We start from the raw sequence: 16,766 nt of genomic DNA on the forward strand, positions 1-16,766 counted from the left end.
GAAGGAGCCCGGCATAAAGCCGGACTCAGGTTTGGAGTATGGAAATCAATCTTTCATGACGAGATCCGGTTTTTTCTTGAGGCTGTGGCGCCCTTCGACAAAACGAACCGTGCCGGATTTTGCACGCATGACCAAGGTATGGCTTTCGGCAAAAGAACCTTTCAGCTGAACGCCGCGAAGAAGTTCTCCGTCAGTGATTCCTGTCGCTGCAAAGATCGCATCGTCGCCTTTAACCAAGTCATCCATCATCAACACTTTGTCGACTTCAAGGCCCATATCTAAGCAGCGCTGTCTTTCCTCTTCATCCTGGGGAACCAGCTTGCCTTGAAATTCCCCTCCGAGGCATTTCAAACCGACTGCAGAAATAACCCCTTCCGGAGCTCCGCCGATGCCGAATAGGATGTCGACGCCCGTTTGGTCGAAAGCCGTATTGATGGCGCCGGCGATATCGCCGTCAGTAATCAATTTGATGCGTGCTCCCGCATCGCGGATTTCCTTGATGATCTGTGCATGACGCGGCCGGTCAATAATCGTGGCAACAACGTCTTCGATATCCTTGTTTTTTGCTTTAGCGACTGCGCGCAAATTGTCGATGACCGGGGCGTTGATGTCAATTTTGCCGACAGCTTCTGGGCCGACTGCAATTTTGTCCATGTACATATCCGGTGCATTGAGTAAATTCCCGCGGTCCGCAATCGCCAGTACGGCAATTGCATTCCAGCCGCCGGCAGCGACAATGTTCGTGCCTTCTACAGGGTCGACCGCGACGTCCACTTCAGGACCGTCGCCTGAACCAAGTTGTTCGCCGATATAGAGCATCGGTGCTTCGTCCATTTCGCCTTCGCCAATGACGACGGTTCCGCGCATCGGAATCGTATCGAATACGGTCCGCATTGCTTCCGTTGCCGCATCGTCCGCTTCATTTTTTAGGCCACGGCCCATCCATTTTGAAGAGGCGATTGCTGCCGCTTCTGTAATCCGCACTAATTCCATCGAAAGACTTCGTTCCATAATTCATTTTCCTCCGTTCAATCTTTGTATATGCCATCTATATTGTAGCATATATGCAAACGCCTTTAGAGAGTCAATTCACGTCGGAACTGAGGTCGGACTTCCCGCTCGCCACAGGATCAATTGTTTCGCGGCGAATGTCAGCGCCAAGGCCCCGCAGCTTTTCGATGATGTTCGAGTAGCCGCGTTCGATGTGATAGATCTCACGCACTTCCGTTTCACCTTCTGCTAGTAAGCCGGCGATTACAAGTGCTGCTCCTGCACGCAAATCGGAAGCGACAACGGTCGCTGCATTCAACGGAGTCGGCCCGGTAATGATGGCCGCACGCCCTTCGACACGCCCAACCGCATTCATGCGGCGCAGCTCATCAATATGCTTGAAGCGCGCTGAATAAATGGTATCGGTGATCATGGAAGATCCATGGGCTTGTGTCATCAAGACCGAGAACGGCTGCTGCAGATCAGTCGCAAATCCTGGATAAACCAAAGTTTTCACGTCAATCGGCTGCAAGTTTTCTGTTTTCGGGATGTGGATCGATTCTTCATCTTCCTGAACTTCGACGCCCATTTCACGGAGCTTCGCAGTCAAGGCTTCCATATGGAAAGGAATGACGTTATCGATCGTCACGCCATCGCCTGCAGCGGCAGCCATGATCATGAATGTACCCGCTTCGATGCGGTCAGGAATGATTGTATGGTTAGTACCGTGCAATTCATCCACGCCTTCGATGCGGATCACGTTGGTGCCGGCGCCTTTGATTTTCGCACCCATATTGGTCAACAGTGTCGCGACGTCAATGATTTCCGGCTCTTTCGCCGCATTCTCGATGACCGTCTGGCCTTTCGCACGTACGGCAGCGAGCATGATATTGATCGTTGCGCCTACGCTGACGACGTCGAGATAGATTTTTGCGCCGCGCAGTTCGTCGGCACGCAAATAAATCGCCCCGTGCTCATTGGTCACTTTTGCACCAAGCGCTTCGAAGCCTTTAATATGCTGGTCGATCGGGCGCGGTCCAAGGAAACAACCTCCTGGAAGGCCGATTGCTGCGTGCTTGAAACGCCCAAGCATCGCACCCATCATATAGTAGGAAGCCCGCAATTTCTTGACGTTGCCGTTCGGCAGCGGCATGTCGACCATTTCAGTCGGGTCGATTTGCATGACGCCGTCTTCGAATGTGACGGATCCTCCAATTTCTTCCAAAATACTTTTCAATGTCCAAACATCGGATATTTCTGGCAAGCCTTCAATCGATACTGGCGAATTCGCCAAAATCGAAGCCGGAATCAAAGCCACGGCACTGTTTTTAGCACCGTTGACTTTAATCGTTCCGGACAGGCGTTTGCCGCCTTTTATTTTATAAACGTCCATTGTATTTCTCCTTTTCCCTGTCAGCCTTATTTCACAGAGCGGGTTTCCCAATCGGCTAGGAATGCTTCGATGCCTTTATCCGTCAACGGGTGCTTGAACATCATTTCAAGCACTTTCATCGGCATTGTGCCGATATGCGCGCCGTTAAGAGCTGCTTCCGTCACGTGTTGCGGATGGCGGATCGATGCGGCGATGATTTCTGAATCGATGTCGTGGATTGCGAAAATTTCAGCAATCTGCGCGATCAAATCCATGCCGTTGTGCCCGATATCGTCAAGGCGCCCAAGGAATGGGGAAACGTAAGCTGCTCCAGCGCGTGCTGCTAGAAGCGCTTGGTTGGCGCTGAAGATCAATGTGACATTGACTTTTTTGCCTTCGCCAGCTAGAACCGCACATGCTTTCAAGCCTTCCGGAGTCATCGGCAATTTCACTGTGATGTTTGGCGCAAGTTCAGCCAGTTCACGGCCTTCTTTGATCATGCCTTCCGAATCAAGTGCGATGACTTCTCCGCTGATCGATCCGTCGACAAGGTCGGCGATTTCTTTCAGGCGGTCGTGGAACGAGACATCTTTTTCTTTTGCGACAAGTGATGGGTTTGTCGTGACGCCTGAGAGAATGCCCCACGCGTGTGCTTCTTTAATTTCGTCGAAGTTTGCTGTATCAATGAAAAATTTCATGTATGGTTTCCTCCTGTATGTGGAAAAAGAGACGAATTCGCCTCTCTTCCCAAGTTTTTATGAATTTGCTTGTTGTGAACTTCCGAAATCGCGCATTTTACCGATGACAGTCGCTTTGATGGCATCGCGTGCTGGCGTCAAGTATTTACGTGGATCGTAGACGTCTGCATCTGATGCCAATTTTTCGCGGATGGCTTTCGATGCGGCAATTTGGCTTTCCGTGTTGACGTTGATCTTCGATGTACCTAGTGAAACCGCACGTTGAACGTCTTTTAGCGGGATCCCTGTTCCACCGTGCAAGACAAGCGGCACATCACAAAGCTGTGAAATTTCTTCCATTTCAGCGAATCCGAGGTTCGGTTCGCCTTTATACGGCCCGTGGACCGAGCCGAGCGCTGGCGCTAGGCAATCGATGCCTGTCTGTTCGACAAGTTCCTGGCATTCTTTCGGGTCAGCGTAAATGACGCCTTCAGCGATCACGTCATCTTCCTGTCCGCCAACGATGCCCAGTTCCGCTTCCACGGAAACGCCCTTAGCGTGAGCATACTCAACCACTTTACGCGTAATTTCAATATTTTCGTCGAATGGATGATGCGATGCATCGATCATGACCGATGTGAAACCTGCATCAATCGCTTCTTTACATTTTTCAAAACTGGAACCGTGATCTAAATGGATAGCGACCGGAACTGTGATATTGTAATCATGCATCAGGCCCTTCACCATATGTACGACAGTCGTGAATCCACCCATATAGCGTGCTGCACCTTCTGAGACACCACAGATGACCGGGGATTTTTCTTCCTCAGCCGCCTGCAGGATCGCTTGTGTAAATTCCAAGTTGTTCAGGTTAAATTGCCCGATGGCATAACCGTCCTTCTTACCTTTTATCATCATTTCTTTCATCGAAACCAATGGCATTATTATTTTTCCTCCTCAGAATAGGCACAAGCCCAATATCTTTTTCACTATATCAAAAATGGCGCTGTTTCGCCACTCGGTGCCTGTTTAATCGCCAATCAGCTCGCGGACGGCATCGCGCAATTCGAAAACATCGAAGGGTTTGGTGAAATAACGCACCACTCCCCAATTCATCGACTCTTCGATCACGCCCATTTCGCCGTAAGCCGTCATCATGATCACTTTGCAATCATGCCGCCGCTTCTTGAACCTCTTCAGCAATTCGATGCCATCCATGCCCGGCATCTTCATATCCATCAGCACCATATCAGGACACGTTTCTTCCGTCAGTTCCAATGCTTCTTTTCCGCTCCCCGCAATCAAGGTCTCGTAACCTTCCCGCTCGAATACTTCTTTCAATAACAGGCGGATGCCTTGTTGATCATCTACTATTAGAATCTTTCTCACATCAGCCACTCCTTTCCACCTTTTTTTCGAAGAGCAGCTCGTTCTGCTATACTCGTTTTGAGGTGAACCCATTTGAAAATATTGACGACACAATTGACTGGCCTGTTCCAACGCCTCGCCAAGGAAGAAGAAGCCATCGAAGATACAGCCCGGCTTCTCGCCCAAGCAATCATTGGCGAAGGCCGCATCCACCTGGCTGCTTTCGGCGAACTCGAAGCTGTCGCAGCCACTGCTTTGAACGGCCCTGAAACGCTCGAATCAGCGGTTCGCTACGACCCATCCGTTGAATTGTCGACGGCCGACCGGGTGTGGATCCTAGCCCGGAAAGGCGAAGGCGACGCCTTGGCCCATGAATTGGCAGGGCGCGCCATTCCGTTTGCGATGCTGACAGCTGAAAGCCACGGCAATGAAACAGCGGATGTCTTTCTCTCCATGAACATCGACAAGGGCTTGCTGCCGGGCGAAGACGGCGGGCGCATCATGATTCCCCACGGGCTCGGCGCTTTGTATGTCTACCATGCAGTCAAGTTAACAATCGATGAAATGCTCGCAGATTGACGAGCCGCAAAAAAGCCTTCCCTGGAATGGGAAGGCTTTTTCATCTGATCGATGCCTGCCTTCCAGGAAATGAAGCGGCTTACCACAAATTGATTACTGGTTGTCCAAAGATGCGCGTACAAACTCGCGGAACAATGGCTGCGGGCGGTTCGGGCGCGAGATGAATTCCGGGTGGAACTGGCAAGCGACGAACCAAGGGTGGTCAGCGACTTCGATGATTTCAACAAGGCGGCCATCAGGGCTTGTGCCTGTGAATTTGAAGCCTGCTTTTTCGAACTGCTCGCGGAATTCATTGTTGAACTCGTAGCGATGGCGGTGTCTTTCGTAAACGAGTTCTTCCCCGTATGCTTCATAAGCTTTCGAAGTCTTATCGAGCTTCGCTGGGTACAAGCCAAGGCGCAATGTGCCGCCCAAATCTTCGATGTCTTTTTGTTCCGGCAGCAAATCGATGACCGGATACAAAGTTTTCGGGTCCAATTCAGACGAATGTGCACCGTCCAAGTTCATGACGTTGCGTGCATACTCGACAGAAGCAAGTTGCATGCCGAGGCAGATGCCGAAGAACGGTACTTTGTTTTCGCGTGCGTATTGCGTTGCAAGGACTTTTCCTTCCACGCCGCGATCGCCGAATCCGCCTGGCACGAGGATGCCGTCGCAATCCTTGAGCATTTCCGCCACATTTTCTGCATTGACGTGCTCTGCATTGATCCAGTCGACTTCGATATCTGAATCGAATGCGAAACCGGCGTGCTTCAAGGATTCTACAACAGAAATATAAGCATCCTGAAGTTCTACGTATTTACCGACAAGGCCGATCTTCACGGATTTCTTCAAGGACTTCACTTTCTCGACGAGCCCGTTCCATTCCGTCATGTCCGCTTCCGGCGCTTCGATGCCGAAGTGGTCCAGGACGATTTGGTCCATATGCTGCTCCTGCAAACGAAGCGGCATTTCATAAATGACATCGACATCGCGTGACTCGATGACTTCTTCGGATTTGATATCGCAGAACAATGCGATTTTATCTTTCATGTCCTGCGGTACAGGATGTTCTGTACGCACGACGATCAAGTTCGGCTGGATGCCGAGGCTGCGAAGTTCTTTCACGCTGTGCTGTGTCGGTTTCGTTTTCATTTCTTTGGCAGCGCCAAGATAAGGAATGAGCGTACAGTGGATGTACATGACTTCTTCGCGGCCAAGGTCCGAACGCATTTGGCGGATGGCTTCGAGGAATGGCAGCGACTCGATATCGCCGACCGTTCCGCCGATTTCCGTGATGACGACATCGGCTTGAGCCGTTTTCGCTGCACGCAGCAAACGGTCCTTGATTTCATTCGTGATGTGCGGGATGACTTGGACCGTTCCGCCCAAATAATCACCGCGGCGCTCTTTTTGGATAACCGTCGAGTAGACTTTACCGGTCGTCACATTGGAGTACTTGTTCAAGTTGATATCGATGAAGCGCTCGTAATGCCCAAGATCCAAATCCGTTTCTGCGCCATCATCGGTAACGAACACTTCCCCGTGCTGGTACGGGCTCATCGTACCCGGGTCAATATTGATGTATGGGTCGAATTTCTGTATCGTGACGCTGAGGCCGCGATTTTTCAGAAGGCGTCCAAGAGAAGCTGCCGTGATTCCTTTCCCTAATGATGAAACCACTCCACCTGTTACGAATATATACTTTGTCATGCTTTGTTTCCTCCTCGAGTAATGAAATAAAATGCAACCGTTCCACGTCATGCAATCCCGAATCGCGTGCAGCCATAAAAAACTTCAGCCACCCAAAAAAGTGGATGGCACGTTGATTTGCTGCCAGATAGCAGCACTAAAAAAATAAAAAGCGCCCCTCCTGCAAAGCGTGCAGGGGGAGCGCGTTAGCTATACGAATCATCTCTCCTATTTTAAGGAGCCCAATAAAATCTTATCCTGTACAGCCGTTTCCGTCAAGGTGAAAAAAAGTTCAGACTACTTCAGCCCATCCTCTTCTTCTTCCTCTTCGTCATCTTCTTCTTCGTCGATGATGTTGCCATCAAGGTCTTCTACGAGCACGCCGACATCTTCCACTTCGTCGACATCGTCGTCATCATCTGTCGAATCGAAATCAAGATCAACGACCGGTGCTTTGACAGCCACTTCGTCATCATCATCGTCATCGTCGTCATCTGAAGAAACATCGCCATCGTCTTCGCCGAAATCTTCGAAGTCCAGCTCGTCTTCCAACTCGAGATCCATATCATCGAAGTCATCGTCCGTCGATTTCGATTTCTTCTTCTTGCGGGCTTTAACTGTCGGTGCAGATTCTTCTTCGATCTGCTCGACCGGATACCATTCACGAAGGCCCCAGCGATTTTCGCCAAGGATCAGGAAGCGGCCATCAATGTTCATGTCAGTGTAATACTGTGCAAGATGCGCTTTCATCTCTTCTTCAGAAAGGCCGATCAATTGCTGCAATTCAGCGACTAGCTCTGAAAAAGTTTTCGTTTCTTTGGTTTCTTCCAAAATGGCATATGTTAAGTCGACGAACGACTCTTCTAGCAATTCTTCTTTCGTTAATTCACGGATGTTCATTCGTGCACGTCCCTTCTTGTATCGTAACTCTATCCATTATATACAAAGTCCTTGCTGTCCGCTACCGGGATTTCTTTTTTCTGCGCATAAGCTGATCCCACCCGAAATAGAAAAAGTAGGCGGACAGGATTAAAAACGGTATCGAGCCGAGCGCTCTATTGTACAGTACAATAAGCAGCACGACCGCTGCAATGATGATCGAGTAATGAGCAGCTTTGGGCATGTTGTCATCCATCTCTTTTCTTTAGAGTTTCAACTTCTTCCATTATAACGGACTTGCACCGCCAAATCGACCGAAGTGCCGGATGAGATTTGAGTTGTCAATACAACTAAGTTTATAGAGTAAATGTATGTGGGGGAGGTTTCGCTCCAATGGCTGCTTTCCGGGGGGCGGGTGTTGAGCCAATGTGCCAAAATGCACGGCACATTTGTCTCGCCAGCCCGCTCAGTCCCCCAGGAGTCAGCCATTTCCGCTCCACCTCTAAGTATAGAGTGGAAATGAAATTTATCTGTCATTGAAATTAGCATGAACAGTTTTGGACAGCTTTGTAATTGCATAAAGAATAGCTAGTGAACCATCTTTTCCGCTATCAACTCTAACTAGGCGTCTTCACCAGCGGACTAATACAATAAAAAAAGACGTGTCCTCGCATGCAACATCCAATGAAATCTAAAAGCCGAACCGCGCTCACGGGCGAGCCGAAGCAATGAGACGAACGTTCTTTTCGGCTCATTGCGGGAGGCCAGCCCTAAGCGGGAGGCGGCTCATTCGTGATGAAACAATCAACGAACCACCCATCTCATTCACTTGCCTCGCTCACTTCTCCACACACCAGTCTAGCTAAGCACGAATGAAAGCACATGCTCAAGCACAAAAAAATCCCCTCGCCCGGTTAAAGGCGAGGGGATGGGATCTTACATGTTTCTGCGGTACTGGCCGCCTACTTCGTAGAGAGCTGAAGTGATCTGGCCAAGGCTTGCGACTTTGACAGTCTCCATCAGTTCCTCGAAAATATTGCCGCCTTCTTTTGCGACTTGTTTCAAGCGCTGCAAGGCTTCATCTGAAGGATTGCGCTCTTGGAACGCGCGCAAATTGTTGATTTGCGTTTCTTTTTCTTCTTTCGTCGCACGGGCGATTTCCATCGCGTTGATGTCGTCGTCCGATTGCGGGTTCGGGTTCAAATACGTGTTGACCCCGATGATCGGCAATTCGCCAGTATGCTTCTTCATTTCATAATGCATCGATTCTTCCTGAATCTTGCCGCGCTGGTATTGCGTCTCCATCGCGCCAAGAACACCGCCGCGGTCGTTGATGCGGTCGAATTCCGTCATGACGGCTTCTTCGACCAATTGCGTCAACTCTTCCACCACGAATGCGCCTTGCAACGGGTTTTCATTTTTCGACAATCCGTGTTCTTTCGTGATGATCATCTGGATGGCCATCGCACGGCGCACGGATTCTTCCGTCGGCGTCGTGATTGCTTCATCGTAAGCGTTTGTGTGAAGCGAGTTGCAGTTGTCCTGAAGCGCCATCAAAGCCTGCAAAGTCGTACGGATATCGTTAAAATCGATTTCCTGTGCGTGCAAGCTGCGGCCAGATGTCTGGACGTGGTATTTCAGTTTCTGGCTGCGTTCGTTCGCGCCGTATTTATCGCGCATGACGATTGCCCAAATGCGGCGTGCAACGCGACCGATGACCGTGTATTCCGGATCCAAACCGTTCGAGAAGAAGAACGACAAGTTCGGCGCGAAATCATCGATGTTCATGCCGCGGCTCAAATAATACTCGACGTATGTGAAGCCGTTCGACAAGGTGAACGCCAATTGCGAAATCGGATTCGCGCCCGCTTCCGCAATGTGGTAGCCGGAAATTGACACCGAATAGTAATTGCGCACTTTGTGGTCGATAAAGTATTGCTGGATATCGCCCATCATGCGCAGCGCAAATTCTGTCGAGAAGATGCATGTGTTCTGCCCTTGGTCTTCTTTCAAAATATCCGCTTGAACCGTTCCGCGTACCACTTGCAGCGTACCTTCACGCACTTCGGTGAATTCTTCGACCGTCAATGTGCGGCCGAGCTCTTCTTCACGCTTTTTCACTTGCTGATCGATGGCCGTGTTCATGAACATCGCCAGGATGATCGGCGCTGGCCCATTGATCGTCATCGAAACGGAAGTCGACGGCGCACACAAGTCAAAGCCGTCATACAGTTTCTTCATATCTTCCAGCGTACAGATGGAAACACCTGATTCACCTACTTTTCCGTAGATGTCCGGACGGTGATCCGGGTCTTCCCCGTACAATGTTACCGAGTCGAATGCAGTGGACAAGCGTTTCGCGTCATCACCTTTTGACAGATAATGGAATCTTCTGTTTGTGCGTTCCGGCGTGCCTTCTCCCGCAAACTGGCGTTTTGGATCTTCACCCGCGCGTTTGAATGGGAACACCCCTGCCGTATATGGGAATGAACCCGGCACGTTTTCGGCATAGACCCAGCGCAAGATTTCGCCATAATCCTTGAATTTCGGCAATGCGACTCTCGGCACTTTGATGCCGGACAAGCTTTCTGTACGCAGCAATGTACGCAATTCCTTGTCGCGGACTTTCGTGACCAATTCATCACCTGCGTAATCTTCCTGAAGGGAATTCCAGTTATCAAGGATGCGTTTTGATTCAGCTGTCAATTCATCACGCACGCCTTGTGCGAGTGATTCCAAGGACTGGACGAGTGCATCATCCGGCGCATTTTTTTGGACTTCTTCGATGGCGCCTTCGAGCTGGAACAAACGACGCGCAAATCCGGCTTGCTCTGCGCTTTTCGCATGGTAACCACGAACGGCATCCGTAATTTCACGCAAATAATAGCGGCGGTCGTTCGGAATGATGAGGTTTTCTTTTTGCGTTTTCGCAAACGCTTCATAGCTCGTTTCCCAGTCCATGCCGCATTTCTGGTTGACTGTCGCGACAAGTGCAGCGAACAAGGCATTAGTGCCTTTATCGTTGAACTGGCTTGCGATCGTGCCGTAGACCGGCATGTCGTCAAGGTCGTTTTCCCAAAGCAGGTGGCTGCGCTGATACTGTTTTTGGACTTGGCGCAATGCGTCTTCTGAGCCTTTTCGTTCGAATTTATTAATGACAATCAAATCGGCGTAATCGATCATGTCGATTTTTTCAAGCTGTGTCGGCGCACCGAATTCACTCGTCATAACATACATCGAGACATCGGAAATGCCAGCGATTTCAGCATCGCCTTGTCCGATACCGCTTGTTTCCACGACAATCAAATCGAACCCTGCCGCTTTCACTACATCGAGCACATCGCCGATCGCCGCGGACAATTCCGTTCTAGATCCACGAGTGGCGAGGCTTCTCATGAATACGCGTTTATTGAAGATGGCATTCATGCGGATACGGTCGCCAAGCAGCGCACCGCCCGTTTTTTGTTTCGTCGGGTCGATTGACAGGATGGCGATTTTCTTGTCCGGAAGCTCAGTCAAAAAGCGGCGGATCAATTCATCCGTCAACGAGCTTTTCCCGGCTCCCCCTGTTCCGGTAATCCCGAGAACCGGCGTATTTTTCGATTTTTCACGGACCGCTTTCATCAAATCGCCCGTATCGAGATTTCGCGTGTGCGCTTCTTCCGCCGTCGTGATGACGTTGGCAAGCGCTACCGGGTTTTCAGCAGTCAAACCGTCTAAGGAAACGTCTTCTTTCGCTGTGGAAAAATCGCATTCCTCGACGATTTCCGCGATCATGCCCTGCAAGCCCTTTTTGCGGCCATCTTCAGGTGAGAAAATGCCGGCAATGCCGTAGTCTTCAAGCTCACGGATTTCACGCGGCAAGATGACACCGCCTCCGCCGCCGTAAATGTGGATATGCCCTGCTCCGCGTTCTTGAAGCAAGTCATGCATGTATTTGAAATATTCCACGTGGCCGCCTTGGTAAGAAGAGATAGCAATTCCTTGGACGTCTTCCTGGATTGCTGCATTGACGACTTCCTCCACGGAACGGTTATGCCCGAGGTGGATTACTTCGACGCCATTTGCCTGCAAGATCCGGCGCATGATATTGATCGATGCGTCGTGGCCATCGAAAAGGCTCGATGCCGTGACGAACCGGATATGGTGCTTTGGCTGATAAGTGGTGTTTTCTTGTATAGTAGCCATTATGGTCAAGCCCCCTGTATGGTGATTTTTTCCCCTGCCATCCCCTGCAGCAGAAATTTTGTTTGCATTTCGATAAATTCCCCAATGGTGTAGTCATCCAGCGCCCAGCGCCTGAACGCCCACATCTGCCCTTGTACGAACAAATGGTGGGAAGCCAAGACAATTTCTTTTTGCGACAGGGACAATTCCCCTGACGCGGCGCATTTTGAAAGCAACCGTTCGAACAAAGCCGTCATTTCGATTTCCTTGTTCAGTACGTAACGCAGCGCGTCTTTCGGCAAGGATTTGGATTCCTGATACATGACGACGAATTCATCTTGCATATCGTCGATCAATGTATAGTATTGTTCGAGTGCTTTGACCAGCGTCTCGAGCGAGCCTTCCTCCAAATCCAGCCGGTCGAGCCGTGCGTTGACTTCGTCGTAAATCGAGTCGCACACAAGATAGAGCACATCTTCTTTTGTGCGGATGTATTCATATAATGTGCCGATGCTGAAACCGGCTGCTTTTGCAATTTCCCTCGTCGTCGTCCGGTGAAAACCCTTTTCCTTAAAAAGCGTGACAGCGCCGCGGATCATCTGTTCACGGCGCTTTTCAATCAGGCTTTCGTCTTTCACGGAGGACTGAATTTCACGCTTTTTCGTCATAGGCCGACCCTCCGTTTATTTCGTGACCATACGGGAAATGACCAAACGCTGGACTTCCTGTGTGCCTTCGTAGATTTGAGTGATTTTCGCATCGCGCATGAAACGCTCAACCGGATAATCTTTCGTGTAGCCGTAGCCACCGAAGACTTGAACCGCTTCTGTCGTTACTTTCATCGCTGTGTCGCCAGCCATCAATTTTGCCATGGCGGATTCCTTGCTGTAGGACAGTTTGTTCGACTCGAGCCAAGCTGCCTGGTACGTCAATAGGCGAGATGCTTCGATGCCTGTCGCCATATCCGCAAGCTTGAAGGAAATGCCTTGGTTCGCTGCAATCGGCTTGCCGAATTGCTCGCGCTCTTTTGCGTAATCGACTGCTGCGTCCATTGCACCTTGTGCGATTCCGACAGCTTGGGCTGCGATGCCGTTGCGGCCGCCGTCAAGCGTCTGCATGGCGATTTTAAAGCCTTGGCCCAGTTCGCCAAGTACGTTTTCTTTCGGTACGCGGCAGTTGTCGAAGATGATTTCAGTTGTTGGGCTTGAACGGATGCCGAGTTTTTTCTCTTTCTTGCCGACTGAGAAGCCTTCGAAATCTTTTTCGACGATGAAGGCTGTTGTGCCTTTATGTTTCGAGTCTGGGTCAGTCACGGCGAAAACGACGTAGATATCAGCGATTCCGCCGTTTGTAATGAAGATTTTAGAACCGTTCAAGATATAATGGTCGCCGTCTTCTTTCGCGCTGGTTTTCATGCTTCCTGCATCTGATCCTGCAGATGGTTCTGTTAGTCCGTAAGCGCCGACTTTTGTGCCTTCAGCCATCGGGCGCAAGTATTTCTGCTTTTGCTCTTCCGTTCCGAATGTATAGACCGGCCATCCGGCAAGTGATGTGTGGGCAGACAAGATAACGCCGACAGAACCGTCCACACGCGACAACTCTTCAACCGCGATGCAGTATGCCAAGTAATCTGAACCGATACCGCCGTACTCTTCCGGCCACGGAATGCCTGTCAGTCCGAGTTCCGCCATTTGATGGAAGATTTTCATATCGAAGCTTTCTTCTTCGTCGCGCTATTCTGCTGTCGGCGCCACTTCGTTTTTCGCGAAGTCGCGGACCATTTTACGGATCATTTTATGTTCTTCAGATAGTTGAAAGTTCATTGTGTTATTTCCCCCAATTATTTTAGTAGTTGTTTGCTGATGACGATGCGTTGGATTTCGCTCGTGCCTTCGTAGATTTCTGTGACTTTGGCGTCGCGGAATAAGCGCTCGACCGGATAGTCTTTCGTGTATCCGTAGCCGCCGTAAACTTGGATGGCTTCCGTCGTAATGTCCATCGCCGCTTTTGAAGCGAACAGCTTCGCCATTGACGATTCCTTATTGCACTCGATTCCTTTTGCGTACATATCGGCTGCGTTATAAACCAAAAGTTTGGCCGCTTCGACTTGAGTCGCCATATCGGCAAGTTTGAATCCGATGCCTTGCTGCTGGGCGATTGGTTTTCCGAATTGCTCACGCTCTTTGGCGTATGCTACTGCGTATTCATAAGCAGACTCTGCGATGCCCAAAGCTTGTGCGGCGATCCCGATGCGCCCGGCGTTCAAGTTCGCCATCGCGATCGAAAATCCTTTGCCTTCTTCCCCAAGCAGGTTTTCAGCTGGTACTTCCATATTCTCAAACGTCAACTGCACGGTCCGCGAACCGTGAAGCCCCATTTTTCTTTCGTCTTTCCCGACCACAAACCCTGGAAAATCTTTTTCCACGATAAAGGCAGAAACTCCACGAGGGCCTGCTTCCGGATTCGTCGATGCGAACACGATGTACGTATCGGCTTCGCCGCCGTTGGTGATATAGACTTTCGATCCGTTCAGGATATATTTCCCATCCTTTTTAACAGCACGCGTTTTCAGCGCCGCTGCATCGGATCCGGCCGACGGCTCTGTCAAACAGAATGCGCCCAAATATTCGCCCGTCGCCAGTTTCGGAACGTACTTTGCAATTTGCTGTTCCGTTCCGAAATTGATGATCGGATTGGTGCCGACCGATGTATGAACCGACAAAATGACGCCGATAACGCCGCTCGCTTTAGACAATTCATGAATGGCTGTGATGTAAGATGTGAAATCCATTTCCGAGCCGCCGTATTTTTCTGGTGCGGTGATGCCCATCAATCCGAGCCCGCCCATTTTCTTGAGTATCTCCGTCGGGAATTCGCCTTCTTCCATGCGATCGATAAAAGGCATGATTTCTTCTTTTGCAAAATCGCGCACCATATTGCGCATCATCAATTGTTCGTCTGTAAAATGCAGGTCCATTAAGGCTCCCCCTAAATCTTAGTTGTATTCGTAGAAACCGCGTCCGGTCTTTTTGCCGAGCCAGCCGGCTTTCACGTATTGGCGCAGGAGCGGGCTTGGACGGTATTTGCTGTCGCCGAAACCGTCGTGCAGCACTTCCATAATGTAAAGGCACGTATCCAGCCCGATGAAATCAGCCAATTGAAGAGGCCCCATCGGATGGTTCATGCCGAGCTTCATCACTTCGTCGATTGCTTCTTTTGTCGCGACGCCTTCTTGCAGCGTGAAGATCGCTTCATTGATCATCGGCATCAAAATGCGGTTCGAAACGAAACCAGGGAAGTCATTTACTTCAACTGGCGTTTTCGATAATTTCACTGTCATGTCTTCAACTGCCTGATATACTTCGTCCGTTGTTGCAAGGCCGCGAATGATCTCGACCAATTTCATCACCGGTACCGGGTTCATGAAGTGCATGCCGATGACTTGTTCCGGGCGGTTCGTTGCTGCTGCGATTTCAGTGATCGGCAGTGAAGATGTATTCGATGCAAGAATGGCATGCTTCGGTGCCACTTCGTCCAAAGTCTTGAAGATCGTCGATTTGATTTCCATGTTCTCGACAGCGGCTTCAATGACGATGTCGACATCGTGTGCATCTTTCAAATCCAATGAAGATTGGATGCGTCCAAGCACTTGCGACTTCTCGTCTTCTGTCATGCGGCCTTTTTCGACATTGCGCGACAAATTTTTCGAGATGCTCGCGATCCCGCGTTCGTATGCTTCTTGTTTCATATCGTTCAGTTTTACGTTAAATCCAGCTTGCGCGCAGACTTGCGCGATACCGGAGCCCATTTGGCCGGCTCCGATGACCATGACGTTTTGGATAGACATCTTTAGTTTTCCTCCTTCGGTACTTCGATCATCACTGCATCGCCTTGCCCGCCGCCTGAACAGATAGCGGCAATTCCGATGCCGCCTCCGCGGCGTTTCAATTCATAAGCGAGCGTCAAGATGATGCGCGCTCCGCTCGCCCCGATTGGATGGCCAAGTGCAACGGATCCTCCGTTGACATTGACTTTCTCTTCGTCGAGACCAGCAATTTTCGAGCTTGCCAGCGCAACCGCCGCAAATGCTTCATTGATTTCAAAAAGATCGATTTCTTCCAATGATTTGCCGGTTTTCTTCAATAATTCGTTGATGACGAGCCCTGGCGTTTCAGGGAAACGGTGCGGTTCGACCGCGACTTCTGTGTGTCCTAGGACGTGAGCCAATACGGCTTTCCCATCTTTTTGGGCGCGTTCTTCACTCATCAATACAAGTGCTGCCGCTCCATCATTGATTCCTGGTGCATTCCCTGCCGTAATCGTGCCGTCTTTTCCGAATGCCGGGCGCAGTTTCGCCAACACTTCAGATGTTGTGCCTTCACGCGGCGCTTCATCTTGGTCGACTGTAATTAGATCGCCTTTACGTTGAGGCACTTCCATTGCCGTAATTTCTTGTGAAAAATGATCGCGTGCTTTAATTGCGCGTTCATGGGAACGGGCTGACCATTCGTCTTGTCTTTCACGTGTCAGCTCGAAAGTTTCTGCCGTTGAGTTGCCGTATGTGCCCATATGCACTTTGTCTGGATGGAATGAACATGACAAGCCGTCGTGGACCATGCCATCAATGACTTGAGAATCGCCCATGCGAAGGCCAAAGCGTGCTTTCGGCAAATAATAAGGCGCATTCGACATCGATTCCATGCCGCCTGCAACGATCAACTCTTCGTCTCCCAAGCGAATGATTTGGTCTGCTAGCGTGACAGAACGTAAACCGGATGCACATACTTTATTGATTGTTTCGGATTTGACGTTGTAAGGAATGCCCGCTTTATAAGCCGCTTGGCGGGAAGGGATTTGCCCTTGGCCTGCCTGCAGGACATTACCCATGATGACTTCTTGAACATCTTCAGGCTTTACCTCTGAACGCTTCAGCGCTTCCTTGATCGCCGCTGCCCCTAGGTCGCTTGCTGTGAATGAACTGAGCGCCCCGCCAAATTTCCCGAATGCTGTGCGTGCTCCATCAATGATGACCGTTTTTGCCATTTACAATTCCTCCTCATATT

At 50.3% G+C, this 16,766-nt stretch carries 14 protein-coding genes and 1 pseudogene; 1 reads left to right on the forward strand and 14 read right to left on the reverse strand.

Annotation, left to right across the window (positions count from 1 at the left end; genetic code table 11):
- Positions 1–45 precede the first annotated feature (45 nt).
- The 5 genes from glpX to DFR62_RS04865 form a co-directional block, all read right to left on the reverse strand.
- Positions 46–1,011, reverse strand: coding sequence for a class II fructose-bisphosphatase (gene glpX / locus DFR62_RS04845; protein WP_121298354.1), 966 nt, complete (start codon positions 1,009–1,011; stop codon positions 46–48).
- Positions 1,012–1,084: 73 nt separating this feature from the next.
- Entirely contained in the window at positions 1,085–2,383 is a 1,299-nt protein-coding gene (locus DFR62_RS04850; protein WP_058382948.1) for a UDP-N-acetylglucosamine 1-carboxyvinyltransferase, read from the reverse strand.
- Positions 2,384–2,409: 26 nt separating this feature from the next.
- Positions 2,410–3,060 (reverse strand): fructose-6-phosphate aldolase, encoded by a 651-nt coding sequence (gene fsa / locus DFR62_RS04855; RefSeq protein ID WP_058382947.1) that lies wholly within the window; start codon positions 3,058–3,060, stop codon positions 2,410–2,412.
- Positions 3,061–3,117: 57 nt separating this feature from the next.
- Positions 3,118–3,981 (reverse strand): class II fructose-bisphosphate aldolase, encoded by an 864-nt coding sequence (locus DFR62_RS04860; protein ID WP_121298356.1) that lies wholly within the window; start codon positions 3,979–3,981, stop codon positions 3,118–3,120.
- An 87-nt stretch (positions 3,982–4,068) separates the two neighbouring features.
- Entirely contained in the window at positions 4,069–4,428 is a 360-nt protein-coding gene (locus DFR62_RS04865; protein ID WP_121298358.1) for a response regulator, read from the reverse strand.
- Between the two features lie 72 nt (positions 4,429–4,500).
- Between DFR62_RS04865 and DFR62_RS04870 the strand changes: the two genes are divergently transcribed.
- Entirely contained in the window at positions 4,501–4,986 is a 486-nt protein-coding gene (locus tag DFR62_RS04870; RefSeq protein WP_121298360.1) for a DUF2529 family protein, read from the forward strand.
- A gap of 93 nt (positions 4,987–5,079) precedes the next feature.
- Here the strand turns inward: DFR62_RS04870 and DFR62_RS04875 are convergent, their stop codons facing one another.
- From DFR62_RS04875 to DFR62_RS04910, 9 genes and pseudogenes are all read right to left on the reverse strand, one after another.
- Entirely contained in the window at positions 5,080–6,678 is a 1,599-nt protein-coding gene (locus DFR62_RS04875) for a CTP synthase (protein WP_121298362.1), read from the reverse strand.
- Positions 6,679–6,954: 276 nt separating this feature from the next.
- A complete protein-coding gene (gene rpoE, locus DFR62_RS04880) occupies positions 6,955–7,557 on the reverse strand; it encodes a DNA-directed RNA polymerase subunit delta (RefSeq protein WP_121298364.1) in 603 nt (200 codons plus the stop codon).
- A 61-nt stretch (positions 7,558–7,618) separates the two neighbouring features.
- Complete coding sequence (locus tag DFR62_RS17345; protein WP_167456518.1) at positions 7,619–7,780, reverse strand: hypothetical protein; 162 nt, start codon at positions 7,778–7,780, stop codon at positions 7,619–7,621.
- A gap of 692 nt (positions 7,781–8,472) precedes the next feature.
- Positions 8,473–11,724: a fused isobutyryl-CoA mutase/GTPase IcmF gene (gene icmF, locus DFR62_RS04885; RefSeq protein WP_121298366.1), complete on the reverse strand. Its 3,252-nt coding sequence runs from the start codon at positions 11,722–11,724 to the stop codon at positions 8,473–8,475.
- 5 nt (positions 11,725–11,729) lie between these two features.
- Positions 11,730–12,371, reverse strand: coding sequence for a TetR/AcrR family transcriptional regulator (locus DFR62_RS04890; RefSeq protein WP_121298367.1), 642 nt, complete (start codon positions 12,369–12,371; stop codon positions 11,730–11,732).
- Between the two features lie 15 nt (positions 12,372–12,386).
- Positions 12,387–13,526 (reverse strand): annotated as a pseudogene (locus DFR62_RS04895) (acyl-CoA dehydrogenase).
- A gap of 17 nt (positions 13,527–13,543) precedes the next feature.
- On the reverse strand, positions 13,544–14,680 hold the full coding sequence (locus DFR62_RS04900; protein WP_121298370.1) for an acyl-CoA dehydrogenase: 1,137 nt from the start codon (positions 14,678–14,680) through the stop codon (positions 13,544–13,546).
- A gap of 18 nt (positions 14,681–14,698) precedes the next feature.
- Positions 14,699–15,550: a 3-hydroxybutyryl-CoA dehydrogenase gene (locus DFR62_RS04905; protein ID WP_121298372.1), complete on the reverse strand. Its 852-nt coding sequence runs from the start codon at positions 15,548–15,550 to the stop codon at positions 14,699–14,701.
- Between the two features lie 2 nt (positions 15,551–15,552).
- Positions 15,553–16,746 carry an acetyl-CoA C-acetyltransferase gene (locus DFR62_RS04910; protein ID WP_121298373.1) on the reverse strand — a complete coding sequence of 398 codons (1,194 nt, stop codon included), beginning with the start codon at positions 16,744–16,746 and terminating at the stop codon, positions 15,553–15,555.
- Between the last annotated feature and the right edge of the window lie 20 nt (positions 16,747–16,766).

The organism is Planococcus citreus, from assembly GCF_003664125.1.
Taxonomy (GTDB): Bacteria; Bacillota; Bacilli; order Bacillales_A; family Planococcaceae; genus Planococcus; species Planococcus citreus.

What these genes read in the sequence shown, in the direction of transcription:
- DFR62_RS04850 (WP_058382948.1), bottom strand. Translation starts at nt 2,383, where the DNA reads ATGGACGTTTATAAAATAAAAGGCGGCAAACGCCTGTCCGGAACGATT.
- DFR62_RS04890 (WP_121298367.1), bottom strand. Translation starts at nt 12,371, where the DNA reads ATGACGAAAAAGCGTGAAATTCAGTCCTCCGTGAAAGACGAAAGCCTG.
- DFR62_RS04910 (WP_121298373.1), bottom strand. Translation starts at nt 16,746, where the DNA reads ATGGCAAAAACGGTCATCATTGATGGAGCACGCACAGCATTCGGGAAA.
- DFR62_RS04875 (WP_121298362.1), bottom strand. Translation starts at nt 6,678, where the DNA reads ATGACAAAGTATATATTCGTAACAGGTGGAGTGGTTTCATCATTAGGG.
- DFR62_RS04900 (WP_121298370.1), bottom strand. Translation starts at nt 14,680, where the DNA reads ATGGACCTGCATTTTACAGACGAACAATTGATGATGCGCAATATGGTG.
- icmF (WP_121298366.1), bottom strand. Translation starts at nt 11,724, where the DNA reads ATGGCTACTATACAAGAAAACACCACTTATCAGCCAAAGCACCATATC.
- DFR62_RS04860 (WP_121298356.1), bottom strand. Translation starts at nt 3,981, where the DNA reads ATGCCATTGGTTTCGATGAAAGAAATGATGATAAAAGGTAAGAAGGAC.
- DFR62_RS04905 (WP_121298372.1), bottom strand. Translation starts at nt 15,550, where the DNA reads ATGTCTATCCAAAACGTCATGGTCATCGGAGCCGGCCAAATGGGCTCC.
- fsa (WP_058382947.1), bottom strand. Translation starts at nt 3,060, where the DNA reads ATGAAATTTTTCATTGATACAGCAAACTTCGACGAAATTAAAGAAGCA.
- rpoE (WP_121298364.1), bottom strand. Translation starts at nt 7,557, where the DNA reads ATGAACATCCGTGAATTAACGAAAGAAGAATTGCTAGAAGAGTCGTTC.
- DFR62_RS17345 (WP_167456518.1), bottom strand. Translation starts at nt 7,780, where the DNA reads ATGCCCAAAGCTGCTCATTACTCGATCATCATTGCAGCGGTCGTGCTG.
- glpX (WP_121298354.1), bottom strand. Translation starts at nt 1,011, where the DNA reads ATGGAACGAAGTCTTTCGATGGAATTAGTGCGGATTACAGAAGCGGCA.